The organism is Pseudomonas sp. LBUM1644 (assembly GCF_059716195.1).
The window spans coordinates 5,511,632-5,532,276 of sequence record NZ_CP166812.1 but is presented as its reverse complement, the minus strand read 5'-3'; the positions used below and the strand labels follow the sequence as shown (position 1 = coordinate 5,532,276).

General features: G+C 60.8%; 16 protein-coding genes and 2 pseudogenes. 13 read left to right on the top strand and 5 right to left on the bottom strand.

Features of this window, described 5'->3' with window-relative positions; translation table 11 throughout:
- Positions 1 to 151 precede the first annotated feature (151 nt).
- From ACA052_RS25360 to ACA052_RS25345, 4 genes are all read left to right on the top strand, one after another.
- Positions 152 to 2,536 (top strand): hybrid sensor histidine kinase/response regulator, encoded by a 2,385-nt coding sequence (locus tag ACA052_RS25360; RefSeq protein ID WP_497647297.1) that lies wholly within the window; start codon positions 152 to 154, stop codon positions 2,534 to 2,536.
- 74 nt (positions 2,537 to 2,610) lie between these two features.
- A complete protein-coding gene (locus tag ACA052_RS25355; protein WP_497647296.1) occupies positions 2,611 to 4,260 on the top strand; it encodes an acyl-CoA dehydrogenase family protein in 1,650 nt (549 codons plus the stop codon).
- Between the two features lie 117 nt (positions 4,261 to 4,377).
- Complete coding sequence (amn, locus tag ACA052_RS25350; RefSeq protein WP_497647295.1) at positions 4,378 to 5,877, top strand: AMP nucleosidase; 1,500 nt, start codon at positions 4,378 to 4,380, stop codon at positions 5,875 to 5,877.
- Between the two features lie 71 nt (positions 5,878 to 5,948).
- Positions 5,949 to 6,584, top strand: coding sequence for a pseudouridine synthase (locus tag ACA052_RS25345; protein ID WP_497647294.1), 636 nt, complete (start codon positions 5,949 to 5,951; stop codon positions 6,582 to 6,584).
- Here the strand turns inward: ACA052_RS25345 and ACA052_RS25340 are convergent.
- On the bottom strand, positions 6,579 to 6,785 hold the full coding sequence (locus ACA052_RS25340; RefSeq protein ID WP_497647293.1) for a DUF2788 domain-containing protein: 207 nt from the start codon (positions 6,783 to 6,785) through the stop codon (positions 6,579 to 6,581). The genes ACA052_RS25345 and ACA052_RS25340 overlap by 6 nt on opposite strands.
- Positions 6,786 to 7,005: 220 nt before the next feature.
- On the bottom strand, positions 7,006 to 7,485 hold the full coding sequence (locus tag ACA052_RS25335) for an Lrp/AsnC family transcriptional regulator (protein WP_007894448.1): 480 nt from the start codon (positions 7,483 to 7,485) through the stop codon (positions 7,006 to 7,008).
- Between the two features lie 450 nt (positions 7,486 to 7,935).
- On the opposite strand from ACA052_RS25335, the gene ACA052_RS25330 reads away from it, so the two are divergent.
- A complete protein-coding gene (locus tag ACA052_RS25330; RefSeq protein ID WP_497647292.1) occupies positions 7,936 to 9,006 on the top strand; it encodes a DUF6515 family protein in 1,071 nt (356 codons plus the stop codon).
- Here ACA052_RS25330 and ACA052_RS25325 read toward each other — a convergent pair.
- Both ACA052_RS25325 and pmcY read right to left on the bottom strand, forming a co-directional pair.
- Positions 8,991 to 9,896, bottom strand: coding sequence for a cation diffusion facilitator family transporter (locus tag ACA052_RS25325; protein ID WP_497647291.1), 906 nt, complete (start codon positions 9,894 to 9,896; stop codon positions 8,991 to 8,993). The genes ACA052_RS25330 and ACA052_RS25325 overlap by 16 nt on opposite strands.
- A 22-nt stretch (positions 9,897 to 9,918) precedes the next feature.
- Entirely contained in the window at positions 9,919 to 10,338 is a 420-nt protein-coding gene (gene pmcY / locus ACA052_RS25320) for a periplasmic Zn2+ metallochaperone PmcY (RefSeq protein ID WP_497647290.1), read from the bottom strand.
- A 105-nt stretch (positions 10,339 to 10,443) separates the two neighbouring features.
- On the opposite strand from pmcY, the gene hrpB reads away from it, so the two are divergent.
- The 3 genes and pseudogenes from hrpB to ACA052_RS25305 form a co-directional block, all read left to right on the top strand.
- Entirely contained in the window at positions 10,444 to 12,963 is a 2,520-nt protein-coding gene (gene hrpB / locus ACA052_RS25315) for an ATP-dependent helicase HrpB (protein WP_497647289.1), read from the top strand.
- Positions 12,964 to 13,058: 95 nt separating this feature from the next.
- Positions 13,059 to 13,151, top strand: a pseudogene (locus tag ACA052_RS25310) (ATP-dependent helicase C-terminal domain-containing protein); the annotation flags it as partial.
- A gap of 245 nt (positions 13,152 to 13,396) precedes the next feature.
- A pseudogene (locus ACA052_RS25305) lies at positions 13,397 to 13,489 on the top strand (ATP-dependent helicase C-terminal domain-containing protein); the annotation flags it as partial.
- A gap of 78 nt (positions 13,490 to 13,567) precedes the next feature.
- Here the strand turns inward: ACA052_RS25305 and ACA052_RS25300 are convergent.
- Positions 13,568 to 14,482, bottom strand: a complete 915-nt coding sequence (locus ACA052_RS25300; RefSeq protein WP_497647288.1) for a LysR substrate-binding domain-containing protein — start codon at positions 14,480 to 14,482, stop codon at positions 13,568 to 13,570.
- A gap of 225 nt (positions 14,483 to 14,707) precedes the next feature.
- Between ACA052_RS25300 and ACA052_RS25295 the strand changes: the two genes are divergently transcribed.
- The 5 genes from ACA052_RS25295 (at position 14,708) to ACA052_RS25275 (ending at position 20,625) form a co-directional block, all read left to right on the top strand.
- Positions 14,708 to 16,201: an aldehyde dehydrogenase gene (locus ACA052_RS25295; protein ID WP_497650399.1), complete on the top strand. Its 1,494-nt coding sequence runs from the start codon at positions 14,708 to 14,710 to the stop codon at positions 16,199 to 16,201.
- Between the two features lie 31 nt (positions 16,202 to 16,232).
- Complete coding sequence (locus ACA052_RS25290; RefSeq protein ID WP_497647287.1) at positions 16,233 to 17,603, top strand: aspartate aminotransferase family protein; 1,371 nt, start codon at positions 16,233 to 16,235, stop codon at positions 17,601 to 17,603.
- A gap of 398 nt (positions 17,604 to 18,001) precedes the next feature.
- On the top strand, positions 18,002 to 18,988 hold the full coding sequence (locus ACA052_RS25285) for an ABC transporter substrate-binding protein (protein WP_497647286.1): 987 nt from the start codon (positions 18,002 to 18,004) through the stop codon (positions 18,986 to 18,988).
- 9 nt (positions 18,989 to 18,997) lie between these two features.
- The gene (locus ACA052_RS25280; RefSeq protein WP_497647285.1) at positions 18,998 to 19,801 is read left to right on the top strand and encodes an ABC transporter permease; all 804 of its coding nucleotides are present in this window, start codon (positions 18,998 to 19,000) and stop codon (positions 19,799 to 19,801) included.
- Positions 19,789 to 20,625, top strand: a complete 837-nt coding sequence (locus ACA052_RS25275; RefSeq protein WP_497647284.1) for an ABC transporter ATP-binding protein — start codon at positions 19,789 to 19,791, stop codon at positions 20,623 to 20,625. The genes ACA052_RS25280 and ACA052_RS25275 overlap by 13 nt, the downstream gene beginning before the upstream one ends.
- The last annotated feature ends 20 nt before the right edge of the window (positions 20,626 to 20,645 follow it).

Below are 20,645 nucleotides of genomic sequence, written 5' to 3'. Positions count from 1 at the left end.
CCTTTGTGGGAAAAGTTTCGATGGTGTTCAAAGGCCATCAACGGCTATGCTAGAGTGGATCCAAACCAATAACAGGTCTGCCGGTTTTACGTCTACTCAAAAGGAATGGGGGGCTTCCTGACTCAACCGGAAAGGCCACGCTGGGGCTTCAATGCGCTATTTGTTGATGTTGCTGTTGTATTTGCCCCTTATGGCGAGTGCTGTCGAATTCGATGAGTTCACTCAAAGCCTTCCCTTGGGACGAACCCTGCAAGTGTTCGAAGACGCGGGTGGTCAGGCGACCATCGCGGATATCCGTGCGCAAGCGGCGGCTGGAAACTTCAAGCCCCACCACAAAGACACCCTCAACGCCGGTTACTCGCGTTCAGCGTTCTGGCTGAAAATCGATTTGCAATACCGCCCGACAAACCCGGCTGTGCAACGCAGCTGGCTGCTGGAATTGGCCTATCCGCCTCTCGACCACCTTGATCTTTATTTGCCCAATGCGGGTGGTGACTATCAGAGAGTTCGACAGACCGGCGATGCCTTGCCATTCGCCACGCGCGAGATCCGCCAGAACAATTACCTGTTCGATCTGAATTTCACCCCTGGCCAGATGCAGACCGTGTACCTGCGCCTGCAAAGCGAAGGCTCGATCCAGGCTCCGGTCACGTTGTGGTCGAGCACCGCGTACCTCGAAGAGCAGCCGGTTCGACTCTACGTGCTGGGGCTGATTTATGGCGTGTTGCTGGGGATGCTGGTCTACAACCTGTTCATCTACCTCAGCGTGCGCGACACCAGTTACCTCTATTACATCTTCTACATCGCCTCGTTCGGTCTGTATCAGTTGTCGGTGAACGGCGCGGCCGTGCAATATTTCTGGCCGGACAATCCCTGGTGGGCCAACGCCGCGACGCCGTTCTTCATTGGTTGTGCGGGGCTGTTCGGCAGCCAGTTCGCCCGCAGTTTCCTGCAGACGGCCACTCACAGTCGTTGGCTTGACCGCTTGCTGCTAGCGTTGATTGCGTTCGGTGCGCTGGTGGTCGGCTTATCGTTGATGACCAGTTACGCCCTGGCCCTGCGACTGGCGACGGCATTGGCGCTGACGTTCACCGTGGTCATCTTCACCGCGGGGATTTTTGCCTGGCTGCGCGGTTTGCGCGTGGCGCGATATTTCATTATTGCCTGGTCGGCGTTTTTACTCGGCGGCATCATCAACACGCTGATGGTGTTGGGTTACCTGCCAAATGTGTTCCTGACCATGTATTCCAGCCAGATTGGTTCGGCGATCGAAGTCGCGTTGCTGTCGCTGGCGCTGGCCGACCGCATCAACGCCATGCGTGAGCAGCAGGCGCAGACCCTGTTCGATGCCGGCCAGAAGCTGGAAGTGCTCAACCAGCAACTGGCGCACAGCAACAAGCTCAAGGATGAATTCCTCGCCACGCTGACCCACGAACTGCGCACCCCCATGAACGGGGTGATCGGTTCGCTGGAACTGATGCAGACCGTGGAGATGGACCCGGAGCTGGAGCAATATCAGCAAACCGCCGCAGGTTCGGCACGGGACATGATGCGCATGGTCAATGGCATCCTCACGTTGACCGAACTGCAGGCCGGCAAGCTCAAGGCTTCGGCGACCACCTTCAGTTTGCGTAGCGTGGTTGAAGCGTTGCGCCTGCAGTTCCAGGGCAATGCTGCGAGCAAGTCGCTGGACTTCAAGGTCGAGGTGACACAGGGGTTGCCGGATCGCTTGCACGGCGACAGTGCCAAGTTGGCGCAATGCCTGGAATGCCTGCTGGATAACGCCATCAAGTTCACCAAGGTTGGCGGTCTGGCGTTGCGGGTGACGGGCAAGCTTCTGGAAAACAATCGTCTGGCGCTATCGTTTGCCGTGATCGACACCGGCATCGGCTTCACCGATCTGGGGGAGGCGACGCTGTATCAGCGCTTCTTCCAGCTCGATGGCTCGATGACCCGTGAGTACGGCGGCCTGGGTGTCGGCCTGGCGATTTGTCGGCAACTGGTCGAATTGCTCGGCGGGCGGCTGACTCATCGCTCCGAACCGGGAAGCGGCAGCCGCTTCCAACTGGATGTCGAGTTCGAACTGCCGGTGATCGAGCGGGTGCAAACGCCTTTTATGACGGGGGCGTTTCCGCGCCTGCGATTGCCTCAGGACTGCACGGTGCTGCTGGTGGATGACAGCGGCGTCAACCAGTGGGTGATGCGCGGGATGCTGCTCAAACTCGGGTTTCGGGTGCGCACCGCCGCCGGCGGCACCGCTGCGCTGGATTATCTGCAACGTGAGGCGTTCGACGCCGTGCTGCTTGATTGTCAATTGCCAGCCGTGGACGGCGTGTCCCTGTGCTGCCAGATCCGCACTTTGCCAGGCTGCGCCGAATTGCCGGTGTTTTTGGTGGCGCTGAGCGCGGATCGCGAGCGTTGTCCGACCGGCGCGCTGATCGATTACTTGAGCAAACCGGTGAAATTCGAGGATTTGCAGGCAGCGCTCTATCGACGGGTGCTGTGTTCGGAACAGGGTGAAAGCGCCGGCAGTTAGGCGGGTATGACACTTTGATCGGCCAAGGAGCGGTGCTTAACTGAAATCCCTTGGCTGACCAAAGGAGCCCCGTCATGAACCTGCATCAGTTCGCCGAAACCCACGAAGTCACCAACCAGCCACCGTCGCTGGACGGCACCAATCTGTATCGCATCGACTTGCCGTTGCAGGAGTGGTCGCGGCGTTTCGGGGCCGGCTGGGCCGAGTCGCGAATCGATGCGTATGGCGCACTGGCCGGCGGCCCTCTGATGGAAGCGGGGTTTCTGGCCAATCAAAACAAGCCGGTGTTCAGCAGTCATGACCGTTATGGCCATCGCATTGATCTGGTGGAGTTTCACCCGGCTTATCACGAGCTGATGCGTACGGCGGTCGAGCACGGTCTGACCTCCTTGCCTTGGGCCCATCCGCAGTCCGGCGCCCACGTCGCCCGCGCGTCCATGACCTACCTGCACAGCCAGGCCGAAGCCGGCAGCGGTTGTCCGTTGACCATGACCTTCGCCAGCGTTCCAGCGATGCGCCTGCAACCGGACCTGGCCGAGCAATGGCTGCCGAAAATCCTGTCTACCGAATATGACCCGCGCAACGTCGGCATGGCCCACAAGGCCGGCGTCACGATCGGCATGGCCATGACCGAGAAACAGGGCGGCACCGACGTTCGGGCCAACACCACCAAGGCCTATCCGGTCGGTGCCAGCGGTCCGGGCCAGGCTTATGAACTGGTGGGCCACAAGTGGTTCTGTTCGGCACCGATGTGCGATGCCTTCCTGACCCTGGCCCAGACGGACAAAGGGCTGACCTGTTTCCTCCTGCCGCGCCATCGCCCGGACGACACGCGCAATCAGTTCTACATTCAGCGGCTCAAGAACAAACTCGGCAACGTCTCCAACGCTTCCAGCGAAGTGGAGTTTCGTGGCGCGCTGGCGTGGATGGTGGGCGAAGAAGGGCGGGGCGTTCCGACCATCATCGAAATGGTCGCCATGACCCGGTTCGATTGCATGGTCGGTTCCAGTTCGCTGATGCGTCAGGCGCTGACCCAGGCCAGCCATCACTGCGCTCATCGCACCGTCGGCAGTAAATTGCTCAGCCAACAGCCGCTGATGCAGAACGTGTTGGCCGACCTGGCCCTGGAAAGCGAAGCGGCGCTGGCCTTGAGCCTGCGCATGGGCCGGGCGCTGGATCACCTGGATGACGAGCACGAGGCGAAGTTCGCGCGACTGGTCACTGCGGTGGGCAAATACTGGATCTGCAAACGCGCGCCCGCCATGATCAACGAGGCTGCCGAGTGCATGGGCGGCGCCGGTTATGTCGAAGAAAGCATCCTGCCGCGCCTGTACCGTGAGGCGCCGGTGAACTCGACGTGGGAAGGCTCCGGTAACGTGCAATGCCTTGATGTCCTGCGGGCCTTGTCGAAAGAGCCGGGTGTGCTGGAGGTGTTGTTCAGCGAGTTGGGTGATGGCCATGGCGACAAGCGCCTGGCCGCGCACATCAATCAATTGCAGGCCGCTTTCAAGGACACCAGCGACATTCAATACCGCGCCCGGCAATTGACCGAAGACATTGCCTTGGGGCTGCAAGCCAAGCTGTTGCTGGAAGCGGGTAATGCGGCGGTGAGCGATGCCTTTATTGCCAGTCGCCTGGGTTCCGCCGGCCGGGTGTATGGCGCGTTGCCACGCGGGCTGGAGGTGGAAGCGATCGTGGCGCGCTCGACTCCGCAGGGCTGTTGAATAGCTAAAAGATCGCAGCCATCGGCAGCTCCTACAGGTGTATGAGGTGCCTGTGTTGGAGCTGCCGAAGGCTGCGATCTTTTTTCACTGTTCCCGTGAAGCGACGATGCAGGCAAGATGAAGGCCTGCAAGTCAGAACACAGGATGCTGATCGTGACCGAAGCTTTTATTATCGTTCAAACCGCCGAGCAAGCCGTGGACCGGCTTGCGCTCTTGCACAATCGTGCAACCACCGCGCTGAATCAGGCGCTCAAGCGTTACCTCAAGGACCGTGTTGAGCCGGACGCCGAACAGCGTGCGATGTTTCGTTATCCTGAACTGCGTCTGACCTACCATTGCCAGGGCGAAGTCCCACAAACCACGCGCGCCTACGCCAAGGTCCAGCTGCCGGGAACCTACAGCGTCACCGTCACCCATCCGGCGGCGTTCCGTAAATATCTGCTGGAACAACTGGTGCCCTTGATGCACGACTTCACCGTGACGGTAGAAGTGGGCATCAGCCAGCAGAACATTCCTTATCCGTACGTGGTCGAGCAGGGCGATGAACTGGCCGGCTCCGGCGTTACCGCCGCCGTGCTGGCGCGGGTGTTCCCCAGTACTGACCTGTCGGCCGCGACCGATGGCATTGCCGATGGTCTGTACGATTGGGAAAACACCGATCCGCTGCCGTTGGCCCTGTTCGATGCCGCGCGCGTGGATTTTTCCCTGCGCCGACTGGTGCATTACACCGGCAGCGACTGGCGTCATGTGCAGCCCTGGATTCTGCTGACCAACTACCACCGTTATGTTGACCAGTTCATCGTCCATGGCCTGGAGCAGTTGCGCAGCGATCCGCGTTTTGTGCGTATGGTATTGCCGGGCAACGTGATCATCGAAAAAAGCATGGACCACGGCGAGGCGTCGGCCATTGCGGCGGGCGTGGTCTGGCATCGCTACCAGATGCCGGCCTATCACTTGATTGCCAACGACGGCCACGGTGTGACGCTGGTGAACATCGGCGTCGGCCCGTCCAATGCCAAGAACATCACCGACCATTTGGCGGTGCTGCGTCCGCATTGCTGGTTGATGATCGGCCACTGTGGCGGTTTGCGTCAGTCGCAGACCATCGGCGACTACGTGCTGGCTCACGCCTACATGCGCCGCGACGGGATTCTCGACCGGGTCGTGCCGCCGAACATTCCGATTCCGGCCCTGGCTGAAGTGCAGATGGCGTTGCAGCAAGCGGCGGCCAACATCACCGGCGAGAAGGGCGACGAACTGAAGAAACGCCTGCGCACCGGTACCGTGCTGACCTACGACGACCGTAACTGGGAACTGCGCTGGGCTCAGGAACGCCCGTTGATCAACCTGTCGCGCGCCGTGGCAGTGGACATGGAAAGCGGCACCATTGCTGCGCAAGGCTATCGCTTGCGCGTGCCGTACGGCACGCTGCTCTGCGTTTCGGACAAGCCGTTGCACAGTGAAATCAAGCTGCCGGGCTCGGCCAACGCGTTCTACGAGCGTGCGGTGAGCCAACACTTGAAGATTGGCATCGAGGCAGTGGATCTGCTGCGCACGGAACTCAACTCATTGCACTCGCGCAAATTGCGCAGCTTCGACGAGCCGCCGTTCCGCTAACGGTTGTCATGGTCATTTAGCAGTCAGGGCACTAGCATTAGCAGCCCTGACCGCTAGATGTTCTCTTTGCCATGTCCCGTCCCCAACGTCCTGCATCTCGCCGTCCTGGCGCGAGTAACCCGCCATCAGCCCCGCGCCGTGTCGCCAAGGCGCCACCGGCCGAGCCGAAGCTGATTCTGTTCAACAAGCCTTTCGATGTGCTGACGCAATTCAGCGACGGCGAAGGGCGGGCGACGCTCAAGGACTATATCGAGATTCCCGGGATTTACCCGGCAGGACGGCTGGACCGCGACAGCGAAGGTTTGCTGCTGTTGACTAATGACGGGCAGCTTCAAGCGCGGATCGCCGATCCGAAGCACAAACTGGCCAAGACCTATTGGGTGCAGGTGGAAGGCGAGCCGAGCGCGGAACAGTTGCAACGCCTGCGCGATGGCGTCGAGTTGAACGACGGCATGACCTTGCCGGCCGAGGCGCGACAGCTTGAAGAGCCCGAGCTGTGGCCGCGCAATCCGCCGGTGCGCTTTCGCAAAAGCGTGCCGACCAGTTGGCTGGAATTGGTGATTCGCGAAGGGCGCAACCGTCAGGTGCGACGCATGACCGCCGCAGTCGGTTTGCCGACGCTACGGCTGGTGCGGGTCAGAATCGGCGACTGGTCGATCGAGGGGCTCGATCAGGGCCAGTGGAAGGAAGTGCCGGCGCGTTTATGAGGCGTTTTCGATGTACGCGATCACGACGCTTTTGATGATGAACGCGAGAATCCCCAGGCCTAGCACAAAGAACAGAATGAGCGTGCCGAACTTGCCGGCCTTGGACTTCTTCGCCAGGTCCCAAACGATGAAACCCATGAAAATGATCAGGATGGTGACCAGGCCGGTCATCATCCATTCTTCAAATACTGCAGGATCCATCGAACATCTCCAGCGCGAGCGGGGCGAAAAGGGCGGGGGCGAGTATACGCCAAGGGGGATTGGCGGGGCATTGACCTGTGTCGGTGTGCCGCGGCTATTCGTCGCCCGATCCGCTCTTGTAGGAGCTGCCGCAGGCTGCGATCTTTTGATTTTGCTTTTTGAAAACAAGATCAAAAGATCGCAGCCTCGTTGCACTCGGCAGCTCCTACAGAAGAGCGGCTTAGCTGCGCAGGTGAGTCAGGGGTAATTCGGTGCTGTTGAGCACCTGGTTCAACACAAAGCTCGAGCGCACGCTTGTCACGCCTTCAATCCGCGTCAGATGCCCCAGCAGCAATTTCTGATAGTGGTCCATGTCTGGCACCACCACCTTGAGCTGATAGTCGGCATCCATCCCGGTCACCAGGCTGCATTCCAGCACCTGCGGCAAGGTACGAATCGCCGCTTCGAAATTTTCGAACCGCTCCGGCGTGTGACGGTCCATGCCGATCAGTACGTAAGCCGTCAGGCTCAGGCCGAGCATTTTGCGGTCGAGCAAGGCGACCTGGCGAGTGATGTAGCCGTCGTCTTCCAGTTGCTTGACCCGCCGCGAGCAAGGCGAAGGCGACAGGCCGATGCGCTCGGCCAGTTCCTGGTTGGAGATGCGCGCGTCACGCTGCAATTCCGCCAAAATGCTCAGGTCGTATCGGTCGAGTTTGCTCATCAATCAGGCCTTTGTCATAACTATTGCGGCAGATTATCTATCCAGGGTTAAAAATTGCGCAAGTAATGTTTGTTTGAGCAATCTTCGCAATCCTCTGCCGGCGCGGCGAGCCTATTCTTATCACCAGAATCACTGCTCGGACAAACAGTCCACAGCGGCTCGCCCAATCAGGCCAGTCGCGGTCGCCACCCCCAACAGGGGGATGAGCCGGCCCCCGAGCTACACACTGTCCAGAAGACGGCGTGAGGTGAGCCGACGTCAAAAGCGTCGAGCACGGACGAAGTTCTCAAAGGGAGGCCGACGGGTCTCCCTTTTGTTTTGCCCGCGATTTTTCATGCCCTTGAGAAAGTGTCCCTCAATAAATAAGTTGCGCGACTGATAACCTGTAGCAGAACCGGCCTGAGCTTTCCCAGTCTTACGTACAGGCCCTAACCCGCAGTGAGGAAAAGCATGAAGTCGCGCATCTGGCGTTTGGCCGGTGTTGGTTTGCTGTGTGTAAGTGTCACTGCGCAATCGCTGGCCGATGAGCCGCAAAACCGTGGCCCCGAGGGCGGGCAACACGGGTCGGATGGCCAACAGGGAAATAATCAGGGGCATGGCGGCAACAATCAGCCGCGTCCGCAAAATAATCCTCAACAGAATAATCAGCCGCGTCCGCAAAATGGTCAGCAGCAGAATCAGCCGCGCCCGCAGAACAACGACATCATTCGGGGCGACAACAGCCGTCAGTTCGAGCACAACGGCCAGAATCAGCAGAACCGTCAGCCACACGACTACAACAGTCCGGTTCGTCCGCCACCACCACCGCCGCAGTTACCGGCCAACGACCTGCCGATCCAGGGCCGGCCCGACACCGTGCGCCAGACCCAGCAACCACAGCGTGGTTACTACCAGGACGTGCCACGGCGCAATGACAACAACGCGCATTGGCAGAACAACGGTTCGCGCCCCAATGACACGCACTGGGCTGGTCGCCCAGAGGGGCACGGGAACGGCTGGGGCCCAGGGCCGCAATATCGTCCCGGGCACGTGATCGACCGCTTCCCGGACCGTGAATATCGCGTGCCTTATGGCGGGCGGGACTATTTCTATTCCGGTGGCTACTGGTATCGCCCGCAAGGTCCACGTTATGTGGTGATTCAACCACCGCGCGGGATTCGCGTCGGCTACCTGCCCGATTACGCCCGTGAAGTGTGGATCGGCGGTGCGCTGTTGTTCCTCGCGGCGGGTTCGTATTACGCCTATCAGGAAAGCACTCAGGATTACGTGGTGGTCGAACCGCCCGTGCAATCTCAACCGCAACCGACCAGCAATGGCTATGACGTGACGGCGTATCCGGCTAGCGGCCAGTCGCCGGAGCAAGTCAGTCAGGACGGTTACGAATGCTATCAATACGCGGTGCAGCAAAGTGGCTTCGATCCGCGAACAGCCACCTATCAACCCGACCCGTCGGTGGTGCAAGCCTACCGCCAGGCCCAGGGTAACTGCCTGGGCAGTCGCGGTTATCAGGTAACGTTCTGAGTCCTGGCGGCCAGCACCACTTCCTGCGGGTCGGCGTGCACCAGCACCTCGGCTCGCGGGTAGGCGGCTTGAATGGCATCGGCGGCCTGATCGCTGATGCCGTGAGCGACTGACAGGGTCAGGTCGCCCGGCAATTCCAAGTGCAGTTGCACGAACCACTGGTTGCCGGAAATGCGCGTGCGCAGGTCATGCGCACCCAAGACGCCCGGTACGCTGCACGCCAGTTCGAGCATGTGTTGGCTGACATCCGGCGGCAGTTCTTCATCCATCAGCACGGTAAAACTCTCGCGGGCGATCTCAATCGCGCTCCACAGAATGTAGACCGCGATCCCCAAGCCAAACCACGCATCCACCTGATGCCAGCCAAACCCGGCCAGTACGAGCGCGACCAGAATGCTGCCGTTGAGCAACATGTCCGAACGGTAATGCAGCGAGTCGGCGCGCACCGCGTTAGACCCGGTGGCCTTGACCACCCGATGCTGCAACATCAGCAGGGCCAGGGTCAATGCCAGGGAAAACACGATCACCCCGATGCTGATCCACGGCGCCCCCACCGGTTCCGGATGCTTCAACCGATCGAATGCCTGCAAGGCAATCAACACCGCACTGCCGCCAATGAACAGCGCCTGAGCCATGCCGGCCAGAGACTCGGCCTTGCCATGCCCGTAACGATGATCGTCATCGGCCGGGCGCAAGGCGTAATGCACCGCCAGCAAATTCAGCAGCGAAGTGACACCGTCGAGCGCCGAGTCGGTCAGCCCGGCGAGCATGCTCACTGATCCGCTCAACCACCAGGCGATGGCCTTGGCGACGATGAGCGAGCACGCCACCGCCACCGAGGCACGGGTCGCCAACCGCAGCAGGCGGGCGTGTTCGGAGCTTGAGATCATAAGTGCGGCTTTTCCTTGAGTGTCAGGCGGCGGGCTGCAGGCCGAACATGGCCAGTTGCTGGGTGCTGCCTTTGTGCTGGATCAAGCGTGGGTCATCCAGCGGGAAGCTGCGGCCCAGTTCAGTTTCGAGAATAGTCTGCAACTTGCGGTTATCGACTTTACCGTCGGCGCCGATGGCTTCCTTGAGTTTTTCCGGGGCGACCTGAGCGGTGTGGCCAGGCTCGAAGTAAATGGCGCCGGTGGCGAAGTCGACAGCAAAAGCGATTAAGCCGGGGATGATGTAAAACAGCAGGCCCACGGCATCCAGCGCAGCAATGGCCGGGTCGATCTTGCCGTCAATCTGGCCACGGCGATCGGGGTAGAAAATCGATCCGCACGCGGTCACTTGGGTCAGCAGGGTTGCCACCAATACACCGCCAATCAGGCGAAAGGGTACACGCATAGGAAAACTCCTGAGTCATCTGGAAAGCGTCGTCGATATGAATTAGGACAGCAACGAGCGATAAGCAGTTCGCCGTTATACTCGGCCCTCTGTTTGGGAGCCAGCATGATTTCTTTGCCGATTGATGAAGTTTTACCCGCCCTGCGTGAAGCCTTGGCGACACGCCACGAAGCCGTGCTCGAAGCACCGCCTGGCGCCGGTAAAACCACCCGCGTTCCACTGGCCTTGCTCAATGAGACGTGGTTGGCCGGGCAGACCATTTTGATGCTCGAGCCGCGTCGGTTGGCTGCGCGTGCAGCGGCGGAGCGATTGGCCAGTGAGCTGGGCGAAAAGGTCGGCGAAACCGTCGGCTATCGCATTCGGCTCGACAGCAAAGTCGGCCCCAATACCCGTATCGAAGTGGTCACTGAGGGCATCCTCACCCGGCGCTTGCAGGATGATCCGGCGCTGGAAGGCGTGGGTTTGCTGATTTTTGATGAATTTCACGAACGCAGCCTCGACGCCGACCTGGCGTTGGCCTTGAGCCTGAATGGCCGCGAGCTGTTCCGTGACGATCAACCGCTGAAAATCCTCTTGATGTCGGCAACCCTGGAAGGCGAACGCCTGGCCGGGTTGCTCGACGCCGCGCCGATCCTGCGCAGCGAAGGCCGCATGTACCCGGTGGCGATGCGCTGGGGCCGGCCGTTCCAGCCCGGTGAATTCATCGAGCCGCGCCTGGTGCAGACCATCCTCGAAGCCTTGAACGACGAAACCGGCAGCGTGCTGGTTTTCCTGCCGGGGCAGGCGGAAATCCGTCGGGTGCATCAACAACTGGCCGATGCTTTGGGCGAGGGCACGCCGGTGTTGCTCTGTCCGTTGCACGGCGAACTGGACCTGGCAGCGCAACGTGCGGCGATCGACCCGGCGCCGACCGGCAAACGTAAAGTGGTGCTGGCGACCAACATCGCCGAGACCAGCCTGACCATTGATGGCGTACGCGTGGTGATTGATGCCGGGTTGGCGCGAGTGCCGCGTTTCGATCCGGGCAGCGGCATGACCCGCCTCGATACTCAGCGTATTTCCAAGGCCAGTGCGACTCAGCGTGCAGGTCGGGCCGGGCGCCTGGAACCGGGCGTGTGTTATCGCTTGTGGTCGCAGGATCAACACGAGCAACTGGCGGCGTACGCCAGTGCGGAAATTCTTTCGGCGGACCTTGCCGGCTTGGCCTTGCAACTTGGACGCTGGGGCGTTCTGCCGGGGCAACTGGTTTGGCTCGACGTGCCACCCGCTGCCGCTTATGCACAGGCTCAGGATTTGCTTGATCGCCTGGGCGCACTGGATGGCGACGCGTTGACCCGCCATGGGCAAGCCATGGCCGAACTGCCGGCGCATCCGCGCATCGCGCATTTGCTGTTGCGCGGGCAGGCACTGGGTCTGGCGGACATGGCGTGCGATGTTGCGGCACTGCTCGGTGAACGGGATATCTTGCGCGGTGCGGGTGCTGATCTGCACAGCCGACTGGTGCTGTTGTCCGGCGAAGCACGTGCCGCGCGCGGCGCTCAGGGCGGGGTGCAGCGAGCCCGGCAACTGGCCCGGCAGTATCGCGGTTATCTGCGCGGCAAAGCGTCGGCGCCGGTCAGCGATCCGGATCATCCGCGCTGGCTCGGTGCGCTGCTGGCGCTGGCTTATCCCGACCGCGTTGCCCAACAGCGGCGAGCCGGTGGCGCGGAATATCGCCTGGCCAACGGTCGCGCTGCGCTGTTCGCCGAAGCCGACAGTTTGATGAAGCAACCGTGGCTGGTGATCGCCGATCTCGGCAGCCGTCAGGGCCAGCGTGAAGAGAGGATTTATCTGGCGACGGATTTCGATCCGGCGTTGTTTGATTCGGTACTGGCCGAGCAAGTGCGGGTGGTCGATCAACTGGATTGGGACGAGCGCGAAGGCGTGTTGCGTGCCGAGCGTCAGCGCAAGGTCGGCGAGTTGATCCTCAGTCGCGAGCCACTGACCGGTCTCGATGAAACCGCTCGCACTCAGGCGCTGGTGAATCTGGTGCGGCGCAAAGGCCTGGAATTGTTGCCGTGGACCCCGGAGCTGCGCCAGTGGCAGGCGCGCGTGGCGTTGTTGCGTCAGTTGGACCTCGGTAGCAAGCGTGAGAGTGAGTGGCCGGATGTCAGCGACGCTGCGCTGCTCAAAAGCCTTGAACACTGGCTGATGCCCTATCTGGGGAAGGTCTCGCGGCTCAGTCACTTCGCCAACCTTGACCTGTCGAGCATCGTCCACAACCTTTTACCGTGGCCGCTGCCGCAACGGCTCGATGAGTTGGCGCCGCATCATTTGAGCGTGCCGTCGGGCTCCTCGATTCGTCTGGACTACAGCGAACAGCCGCCGATTCTGGCGGTGCGTTTGCAAGAGCTGTTCGGCCTGGCCGAAACCCCGCGCATTGCCGGTGGCCGGCAAGTGGTGAAGTTGCATTTGCTGTCCCCGGCGCGGCGGCCGGTGCAGGTGACGCAGGATTTGGCGAACTTCTGGCGCAGCACCTACGCCGAGGTAAAGAAGGATTTAAAGGGGCGTTATCCGAAGCATTATTGGCCGGATGATCCGTTGGTGGCCGAGGCTACTGCTCGGATCAAGCCCCGTAAGGGCTGAAGATCAAAAGATCGCAGGCTGCGCCAGCTCCTACAAGGGATCGCATTTCCCTGTAGGAGCTGCCGAAGGCTGCGATCTTTTGACGTTGATGTTAGAAGGATTTGAAGGGGCGTTATCCGAAGCACTATTGGCCGGATGATCCGTTGGTGACCGAGGCTACTGCTCGGATCAAGCCGCGTAAGGGCTGAAGATCAAAAGATCGCAGGCTGCGCCAGCTCCTACAGGGGATCGCATTTCCCTGTAGGAGCTGCCGAAGGCTGCGATCTCCGAAGCATTATTGGCCGGATGATCCGTTGGTGGCCGAGGCTACTGCTCGGATCAAGCCCCGTAAGGGCTGAAGATCAAAAGATCGCAGGCTGCGCCAGCTCCTACAAGGGATCGCATTTCCCTGTAGGAGCTGCCGAAGGCTGCGATCTTTTGACGTTGATGTTAGAAGGATTTGAAGGGGCGTTATCCGAAGCATTATTGGCCGGATGATCCGTTGGTGGCCGAGGCTACTGCTCGGATCAAGCCCCGTAAGGGCTGAAGATCAAAAGATCGCAGGCTGCGCCAGCTCCTACAGGGGATCGCATTTCCCTGTAGGAGCTGCCGAAGGCTGCGATCTTTAAGAGGCCGCCTTGGCCGTCAACTGCTCCCGACAATAATCAGCAAACAACTGCGCCGGTTTGGTCAGTTGCCCGCGCTTGAGCCACGCCGCCACCAGCCCTGAACCGGTGACGTCTTCGACGATGTCCACGCACACCACTTTCTGGCCGTCGTAGGTGCACTCCGAGTGCGGGCGGGTGACCAGGATCGAGAAGCCGAAACCTTGGCCGACCATGCCTCGGACCATCTCGATCGACGGGGAGCTGAAGGCAATGTTCGGCGACAGGTTCAGCTCTTCGAACAGGCTGACGAAGTAAGTCCGGCTCGGTTGCACGTCCAGCAGAATCATCGGCTCCAGGCACAGATCGCGCAGCGACACCTGCTTCAACTGCGCAAAGCGATGATCCGCCGGCAGCAATGCATAAGGCCGCTGCGCCGGCATCAGCGGTTCGGTCTGGATGGTGGCGTCGAGGTCGTGTTCATAGAGGATCGCCAGGTCGAAAGTGCCCGAGGTCAGGCCTTGCACCAGCTCTTGCTGCTCACCGTCGCGGATGCGGATTTTCACCCCCGGGTACAACGCCGAAAACCCGGCAATCAATTGCGGCAGGTACAGCGGCGCGACTGTTTCGAAGCAGCCGATATCGATTTGTCCGGCCACCACGTCGTTGTCGGCCAGGGCGTTCTGTTCGAACTCCTTGGCCATGCGCAACAGCTCCTGGGCTTTGCGGTAAAACCGCGCACCGCTGGGGGTCAAGGACACGCCTTGTGCGTGATGACGGATCAGCAGTTGCACGCCGAAGCTGTCTTCCAGGCCTTTGATCGCCGTGGAAATGGCCGGCTGGGCGATGTACAGCTTGCGCGAGGCCTCGGCGACGCTGCCGCATTCGACGGTGGTGATGAAGTACTTCAGTTGACGCAGGTTGTAGGCAGCCACGGCAAACCTCGGGGTGGATGATGTCGACATCCAAGCAAATTGCGAGCCGCCCGCATCCGTTCGTTCGACGGTGTTGTTGTGTTTGAACAATAACCACATGGCGCACAACTAGGGAGATTGGCTGCCCAGTTTTTTCATGGTCTGCGAAGACATTTTTACTATTTTTCCTCGACACGGGCCTCAGCCACCATCCAGACACAAGAAAAGCCCATGGAGCATCTGAACGTGTTCGAGCTGACCTACTGGCAAAACAAAGCCGCTGCGCTGCAGTTTCCCGACCAGGCCGTGATCGACGGCAAATTCCGTTCGGCGCATTCAGGCCAGACCTTCGCCGCGATCAACCCGGCCACCGGCCAGTGCCTGGCCAACGTGGCCGCTTGCGGCATTGAAGACGTGGACGTCGCAGTTAAAAATGCACGGCAAGTATTTGCGGCCGGGATCTGGTCGGCGCGTTCGCCGAGTGAGCGCAAGCAAGTGCTGCTGCGCCTTGCCGATCTGATCATGACTCACCGTGAAGAACTGGCCTTGCTCGATTCGCTGAACATGGGCAAACCGGTGATGGATGCCTATAACATCGACGTGCCGGGCGCGGCCGGGGTGTTTCGCTGGTACGCCGAAAGCCTCGACAAACTCTACGACCAGATCGCCCCCAGCGCGCAAAACGTGTTGGCAACCATCACTCGTGAAGCGCTGGGGGTGGTCGCTGCCGTTGTGCCGTGGAACTTCCCGCTGGACATGGCCGCGTGGAAGCTCGCGCCGGCCCTGGCTGCGGGTAATTCGGTGATCCTCAAACCCGCCGAGCAGTCGCCGTTTTCCGCTCTGCGTCTGGCCGAGCTGGCGTTGGAGGCCGGATTGCCGGCAGGCGTGCTGAACGTGCTACCGGGCCTCGGCGAACAGACCGGCAAAGCCCTCGGTTTGCACCCGGATGTCGATTGCCTGGTGTTCACCGGCTCCACCGAAGTCGGCAAATATTTCATGCAATATTCCGCGCAGTCGAACCTGAAACAGGTGTGGCTGGAATGCGGCGGCAAGAGTGCCAACTTGGTGTTCGCCGATTGTCAGGACCTTGATCTGGCTGCCGAGAAAGCCGCCTTCGGCATCTTCTTCAACCAGGGCGAAGTGTGCTCCGCCAACTCGCGGTTGCTGGTGGAGCGCTCGATTCACGATGAGCTCGTCGAGCGCCTCAAAGCGCAGGCCGAGCGCTGGCTGCCGGGGGATCCGCTGGACCCGTCCAGCAGCGCCGGGGCCATTGTCGACAGCCGTCAGACCGCGCGCATCATGAAATTCATCGAACAGGCCGAACGCCAAGGCGCGACAAAAATATGTGGCGGTCGGCAGTCGATTTTCAACGGCTCCGACAACTTCATCCAACCCACGATTTTCACCGGTGTGAGCCCGGACATGCCGCTGTTTCGCGACGAAGTATTCGGCCCGGTGCTGGCCGTCACGGCGTTCGATGACGAGGCACACGCCTTGCAATTGGCCAACGACAGCGTCTACGGTTTGGCCGCCTCGCTGTGGACCGACGACCTCAATCGCGCGCACCGCGTGGCGCGGCAATTGCGAGCGGGCACGGTGTCGGTCAACAGCGTCGATGCGCTCGATGTGACCGTGCCTTTCGGCGGCGGCAAACAGTCGGGCTTCGGCCGCGACCTGTCACTGCACTCATTCGATAAATACACCCAGTTGAAGACCACCTGGTTTCAGCTGCGCTCATAACAGCCGCTAACAACAAAACGGAGAACTGGCGATGACCACACCACGTGAAACCCGCGACTACCAGGCCGCCGATGCTGCGCACCACATCCATGCATTCGTCGATCAAAAAGCACTCAACGACGAAGGGCCGCGAGTGATGGTCCGTGGCGAGCGCTTGCACCTGTGGGACAACGATGGTCGGCGGTACCTCGACGGCATGTCCGGGCTGTGGTGCACCAACCTCGGTTATGGCCGCAAGGACCTGGCGGCTGCGGCCACTCAACAGCTTGAGCAATTGCCGTACTACAACATGTTTTTCCACACCACCCACCCGCAGGTGATCGAGCTGTCGGAGCTGCTGTTCAGCTTGCTGCCGGGGCACTACAGCCACGCGATCTACACCAACTCCGGCTCGGAAGCCAACGAGGTGCTGATCCGCACCGTGCGCCGGTACTGGCAAGTGCTGGGCAAGCCCGAGAAGAAAGTCATGATCGGTCGCTGGAACGGTTACCACGGCTCGACCCTGGCGGCGACGGCGCTCGGCGGGATGAAGTTCATGCACGAAATGGGTGGCATGATTCCGGACATCGAGCACATCGACGAGCCGTACTTCTTCGCCCACGAAGGCCACCTGACCCCGGCTGAATTTGGTCTGCGGGCGGCGCAACAACTGGAAGCGAAGATTCTCGAACTGGGCGCGGACAAGGTCGCCGGGTTCATCGCCGAGCCGTTCCAGGGCGCCGGCGGGATGATTTTTCCACCCGAGAGTTACTGGCCGGAAATTCAGCGGATCTGCCGCAAGTACGACGTGCTGCTGTGCGCCGACGAAGTGATCGGTGGCTTCGGTCGCACCGGCGAATGGTTCGCCCACGAGTACTTCGGTTTCGAGCCCGACACCCTGTCGATCGCCAAGGGTCTGACCTCCGGTTACATCCCTATGGGCGGGCTGATTCTGTCGAAGAAAATGGCCCGGGTGCTGGTGGAGCAGGGCGGGGTGTTTGCCCACGGCCTGACCTACTCCGGGCACCCGGTGGCGGCGGCGGTGGCCATTGCCAACCTCAAGGCGTTGCGCGATGAAGGGGTGGTGACGCGGGTCAAGGACGACATCGGGCCGTACTTGCAACAGTGCTTGCGCGAGGTGTTCGGCAATCACCCGTTGGTGGGTGATATTCAGGGTGTCGGGATGGTCGCGGCGCTGCAGTTGGCCGAGGACAAAAGCAGTCGCAAGCGCTTTGCCAACGAGAATGACATTGCCTGGCGCTGCCGCACGATTGGCTTTGAGGAAGGGGTGATCATTCGTTCGACACTCGGGCGGATGATCATGGCGCCGGCGTTGATTGCCAGTCGTGAGGAGATTGATGAACTCGTCGGCAAGACCTTGAGGGCGCTGGATCGCACGGCGCAGGAATACGGCCGGCTTTGATATAAAAGGAAGGTCCTTCGGGCCTTTTCGCGAGCCTGCTCGCGAACGCTTCTGCCCATGAAAAGATCGCAGCCTTCGACAGCTCCTACAGGGGATCGCATTCCAATGTAGGAGCTGCCGAGTGCTGCGATCTTTTGCTTTCCAGAGAATTGCACCCGCCCAGTGCGCCCCCTTACACGCCGCCCTTTTCCGGCGCACGCTACCCAGTTTTTTCATCGCTCGCCTCGACATATTTCCTATTTTTCCTAATCCCGGCCTTGGGCCAACATCGACTTCGCCAGTCAGCCGAACGCTGCCCACCGAAAGGTCCTCCAGAGACCACAGGTCGCAGCACTTCTCCAGGGCCGCTGGCCGTACTGCCCATGACAAAACTAAATCAACAGCTTTGGGAGTGCTCCATGATCAAGTCCTTGTTTACCCGCTTCGCTCATCCACTGGCGGTCACCGCCATCGCCGCGACGGTCGCCACCAGCGCCCAGGCCGGTACCCTGTCCATCGGTCATACCACGTGGGTCGGCTACGGCACGCTGTACCTGGCTCAGGACCTGGGCTACTTCAAGGAAAACGGTCTGACCGTCGAATTACCCGTGGTCGAAGAAGCCTCGATGTACATGGCCGCGCAGGCTTCGGGCGAATTGTCCGGCTCGGCGTCGACCATCGACGAAGTGCTCAAGTACCGCCCGCAATTCTGCTTCAAGGCAGTCGCCGCACTCGATGACAGCCATGGTGGCGACGGTGTGCTGGTGGGCAAGGACGTCAAGAGCCTGCAAGAGCTCAAAGGCAAGTCCGTGGCGGTGAACGAAGGGTCGACCTCGCAGTTCTGGCTGTCGTACTTGCTGAAAAAACATGGCATGACCATGAGCGACATCACCGTGCAGAACATGACGGCTGACGACGCCGCCACCGCGTTCATCGCCGGTCGCGTGCCGGCCGCCGTGACGTGGGAGCCGCACCTGTCGATGGTCCGTGACAAGAAACAGGGCAAGGTGCTGATCGACAGCAGCAGCACACCGGGCGTGATTGTCGACGTGGTCGCGCTGAATTGCTCGGTCATCGAGAAACAGCCGGAAGACGTCAAGGCCTTGGTCGCCGGACTGTACAAGGCCGTGAAATACACCCAGGACCATCCAGACGAAGCCTACAAAATCATGGCCAAAGGCGTCGGCGGCTACCTCGCCGATCCAAAGGAACTGGCCGCCGCCGCGCAAGGCGTACGTTTTTACGATCAGGCGATGAGCGAAAAACTCCTGGGCTCGCCCGGCAAGCCGGGGGACAGCGAGCCGTTGATCAAACTGGCCAATGAAACCGCCAGTGAATTGCAGGGCAAACCCTACAACGTCAGCAATGACGACCTGATCGACAACCGTTTCGTCAGCCCGCTCTAGGAGTTTCCCATGTTCAAGCGCAATTCATGGCTGAGCCGCTGCATCACGCCCAAGACCGGCCTGCCCGTGCAGGTCATCTGGAGCGCGAGCGGCCTGGCCTGGGTGTTGTTGATCGGCCTGTGGGCCGGGTTGTCTTACGGGGGCGTGGTGCCGGGCATGTTCCTGCCGACACCGGGTGCGGTGGTGGAGGCCGCTGTGCGCCTGGGCCGCGACGGCACGCTCGGCCAACATGTGTGGGCCAGCGTCGAAGTGGTGATGGTCGGCTTCATCGTGTCGTCGCTGGTGGCGGTGCCGCTGGGTCTGTTGATGGGCAGCTTTCGCATCGTCCAGGCGTTCCTCGAGCCGCTGGTCAATTTCATTCGCTACCTGCCGGTGACCTCGTTTGTGCCGTTGTTCATCCTGTGGATCGGCATCGGCCTGGAGCAGCGGGTGTCGGTGATTATCTTCGGCGTGTTTTTCCAGCAATTGGTGATGATTGCCGACGTGTCCAAAGGCATCTCCAAGGACCTGATCAACGCCTCCTACACCCTGGGCTCGAACCGTCGCGATGCGGTGTTGCACGTGATCGCCCCGGCGTCGTTGCCGGGTGTGCTCGATACCTTGCGCGTGACCATGGGCTGGGCCTGGACTTATCTGGTGGTCGCCGAACTGGTGGCGGCGTCCAGTGGACTGGGCTACCTCAGCCTCAAAGCCATGCGCGGCTTTCAAGTGGATGTGATTTTCCTGGCCATCGCGATCATCGGCCTGCTGGGCCTGGTCACCGATCAACTGTTCCGTTTCCTACGTCTGAGGATCACCGCATGGGCTCAGTAACCGCAGTCAACCCGCGTGTCGTCACCCCGACGGTCGCATCGGCCCACGCTGCGCCACGCCTGCAAGTGGACAAGGTCAGCTTGCGCTATCAGAAGCCCGACGGCGGCATGTTCACCGCGCTGGAGCAGGTGTCGTTCGAAGTGCCGGATCAGCAATTCGCGGTGCTGGTGGGGCCGTCGGGTTGCGGCAAGTCGAGTTTGCTGTACCTCACTGCCGGTCTGAATGAACCCACCGAAGGCGAGATCTACGTCGGTGGCCAGCAAGTGCAGGGGCCGGGCGCGGACCGTGGCATGGTGTTCCAGAGCTACACGCTATTCCCGTGGCTGACGGTGCGGCAGAACGTCGAGTTCGGCCTCAAGCGGCGCGGCATGGCCGCTGCGCAGCGCAAGGAAATCGTCGACTACTACGTTAACGAAGTCGGCTTGACCGGGTTCGCCGACAACTACGCCAAGCAGTTGTCCGGCGGCATGATGCAGCGTGTGGCGATTGCTCGCGCGTTAGCCAATGATCCGCAAATCCTGCTGATGGACGAACCCTTCGGCGCGCTCGACAGCCAGACTCGCCTGCAAATGCAGCAACTGTTGTTGCGGGTCTGGGGCAATAGCAAGAAGACCGTGCTGTTCGTGACCCACGATATCGATGAGGCGATTCTGTTGGGCGACCGGGTTTACGTCATGGGCGCCCGGCCCGGGCGGATCAAGCAGATTCTGGACGTGCCGATCGAACGCCCACGGACACTCGACATGGTCATGGAGCGCTCGTTCATCGATATGAAACGCAAGATTTTTGGGCTGCTGCATGACGAACTGGAAGAAGAACATTGATGGTTGACGGACAACCCCTG

Bases quoted from the DNA above. Each gene is read 5' to 3' on its own strand.
- amn (WP_497647295.1), top strand. From the start codon at position 4,378: ATGAAGGCCTGCAAGTCAGAACACAGGATGCTGATCGTGACCGAAGCT.
- ACA052_RS25335 (WP_007894448.1), bottom strand. From the start codon at position 7,485: ATGAGCAAACTCGACCGATACGACCTGAGCATTTTGGCGGAATTGCAG.
- ACA052_RS25325 (WP_497647291.1), bottom strand. From the start codon at position 9,896: ATGATCTCAAGCTCCGAACACGCCCGCCTGCTGCGGTTGGCGACCCGT.
- ACA052_RS25340 (WP_497647293.1), bottom strand. From the start codon at position 6,785: ATGGATCCTGCAGTATTTGAAGAATGGATGATGACCGGCCTGGTCACC.
- ACA052_RS25330 (WP_497647292.1), top strand. From the start codon at position 7,936: ATGAAGTCGCGCATCTGGCGTTTGGCCGGTGTTGGTTTGCTGTGTGTA.
- ACA052_RS25285 (WP_497647286.1), top strand. From the start codon at position 18,002: ATGATCAAGTCCTTGTTTACCCGCTTCGCTCATCCACTGGCGGTCACC.
- ACA052_RS25360 (WP_497647297.1), top strand. From the start codon at position 152: ATGCGCTATTTGTTGATGTTGCTGTTGTATTTGCCCCTTATGGCGAGT.
- pmcY (WP_497647290.1), bottom strand. From the start codon at position 10,338: ATGCGTGTACCCTTTCGCCTGATTGGCGGTGTATTGGTGGCAACCCTG.
- ACA052_RS25345 (WP_497647294.1), top strand. From the start codon at position 5,949: ATGTCCCGTCCCCAACGTCCTGCATCTCGCCGTCCTGGCGCGAGTAAC.
- ACA052_RS25280 (WP_497647285.1), top strand. From the start codon at position 18,998: ATGTTCAAGCGCAATTCATGGCTGAGCCGCTGCATCACGCCCAAGACC.
- hrpB (WP_497647289.1), top strand. From the start codon at position 10,444: ATGATTTCTTTGCCGATTGATGAAGTTTTACCCGCCCTGCGTGAAGCC.
- ACA052_RS25355 (WP_497647296.1), top strand. From the start codon at position 2,611: ATGAACCTGCATCAGTTCGCCGAAACCCACGAAGTCACCAACCAGCCA.
- ACA052_RS25275 (WP_497647284.1), top strand. From the start codon at position 19,789: ATGGGCTCAGTAACCGCAGTCAACCCGCGTGTCGTCACCCCGACGGTC.
- ACA052_RS25290 (WP_497647287.1), top strand. From the start codon at position 16,233: ATGACCACACCACGTGAAACCCGCGACTACCAGGCCGCCGATGCTGCG.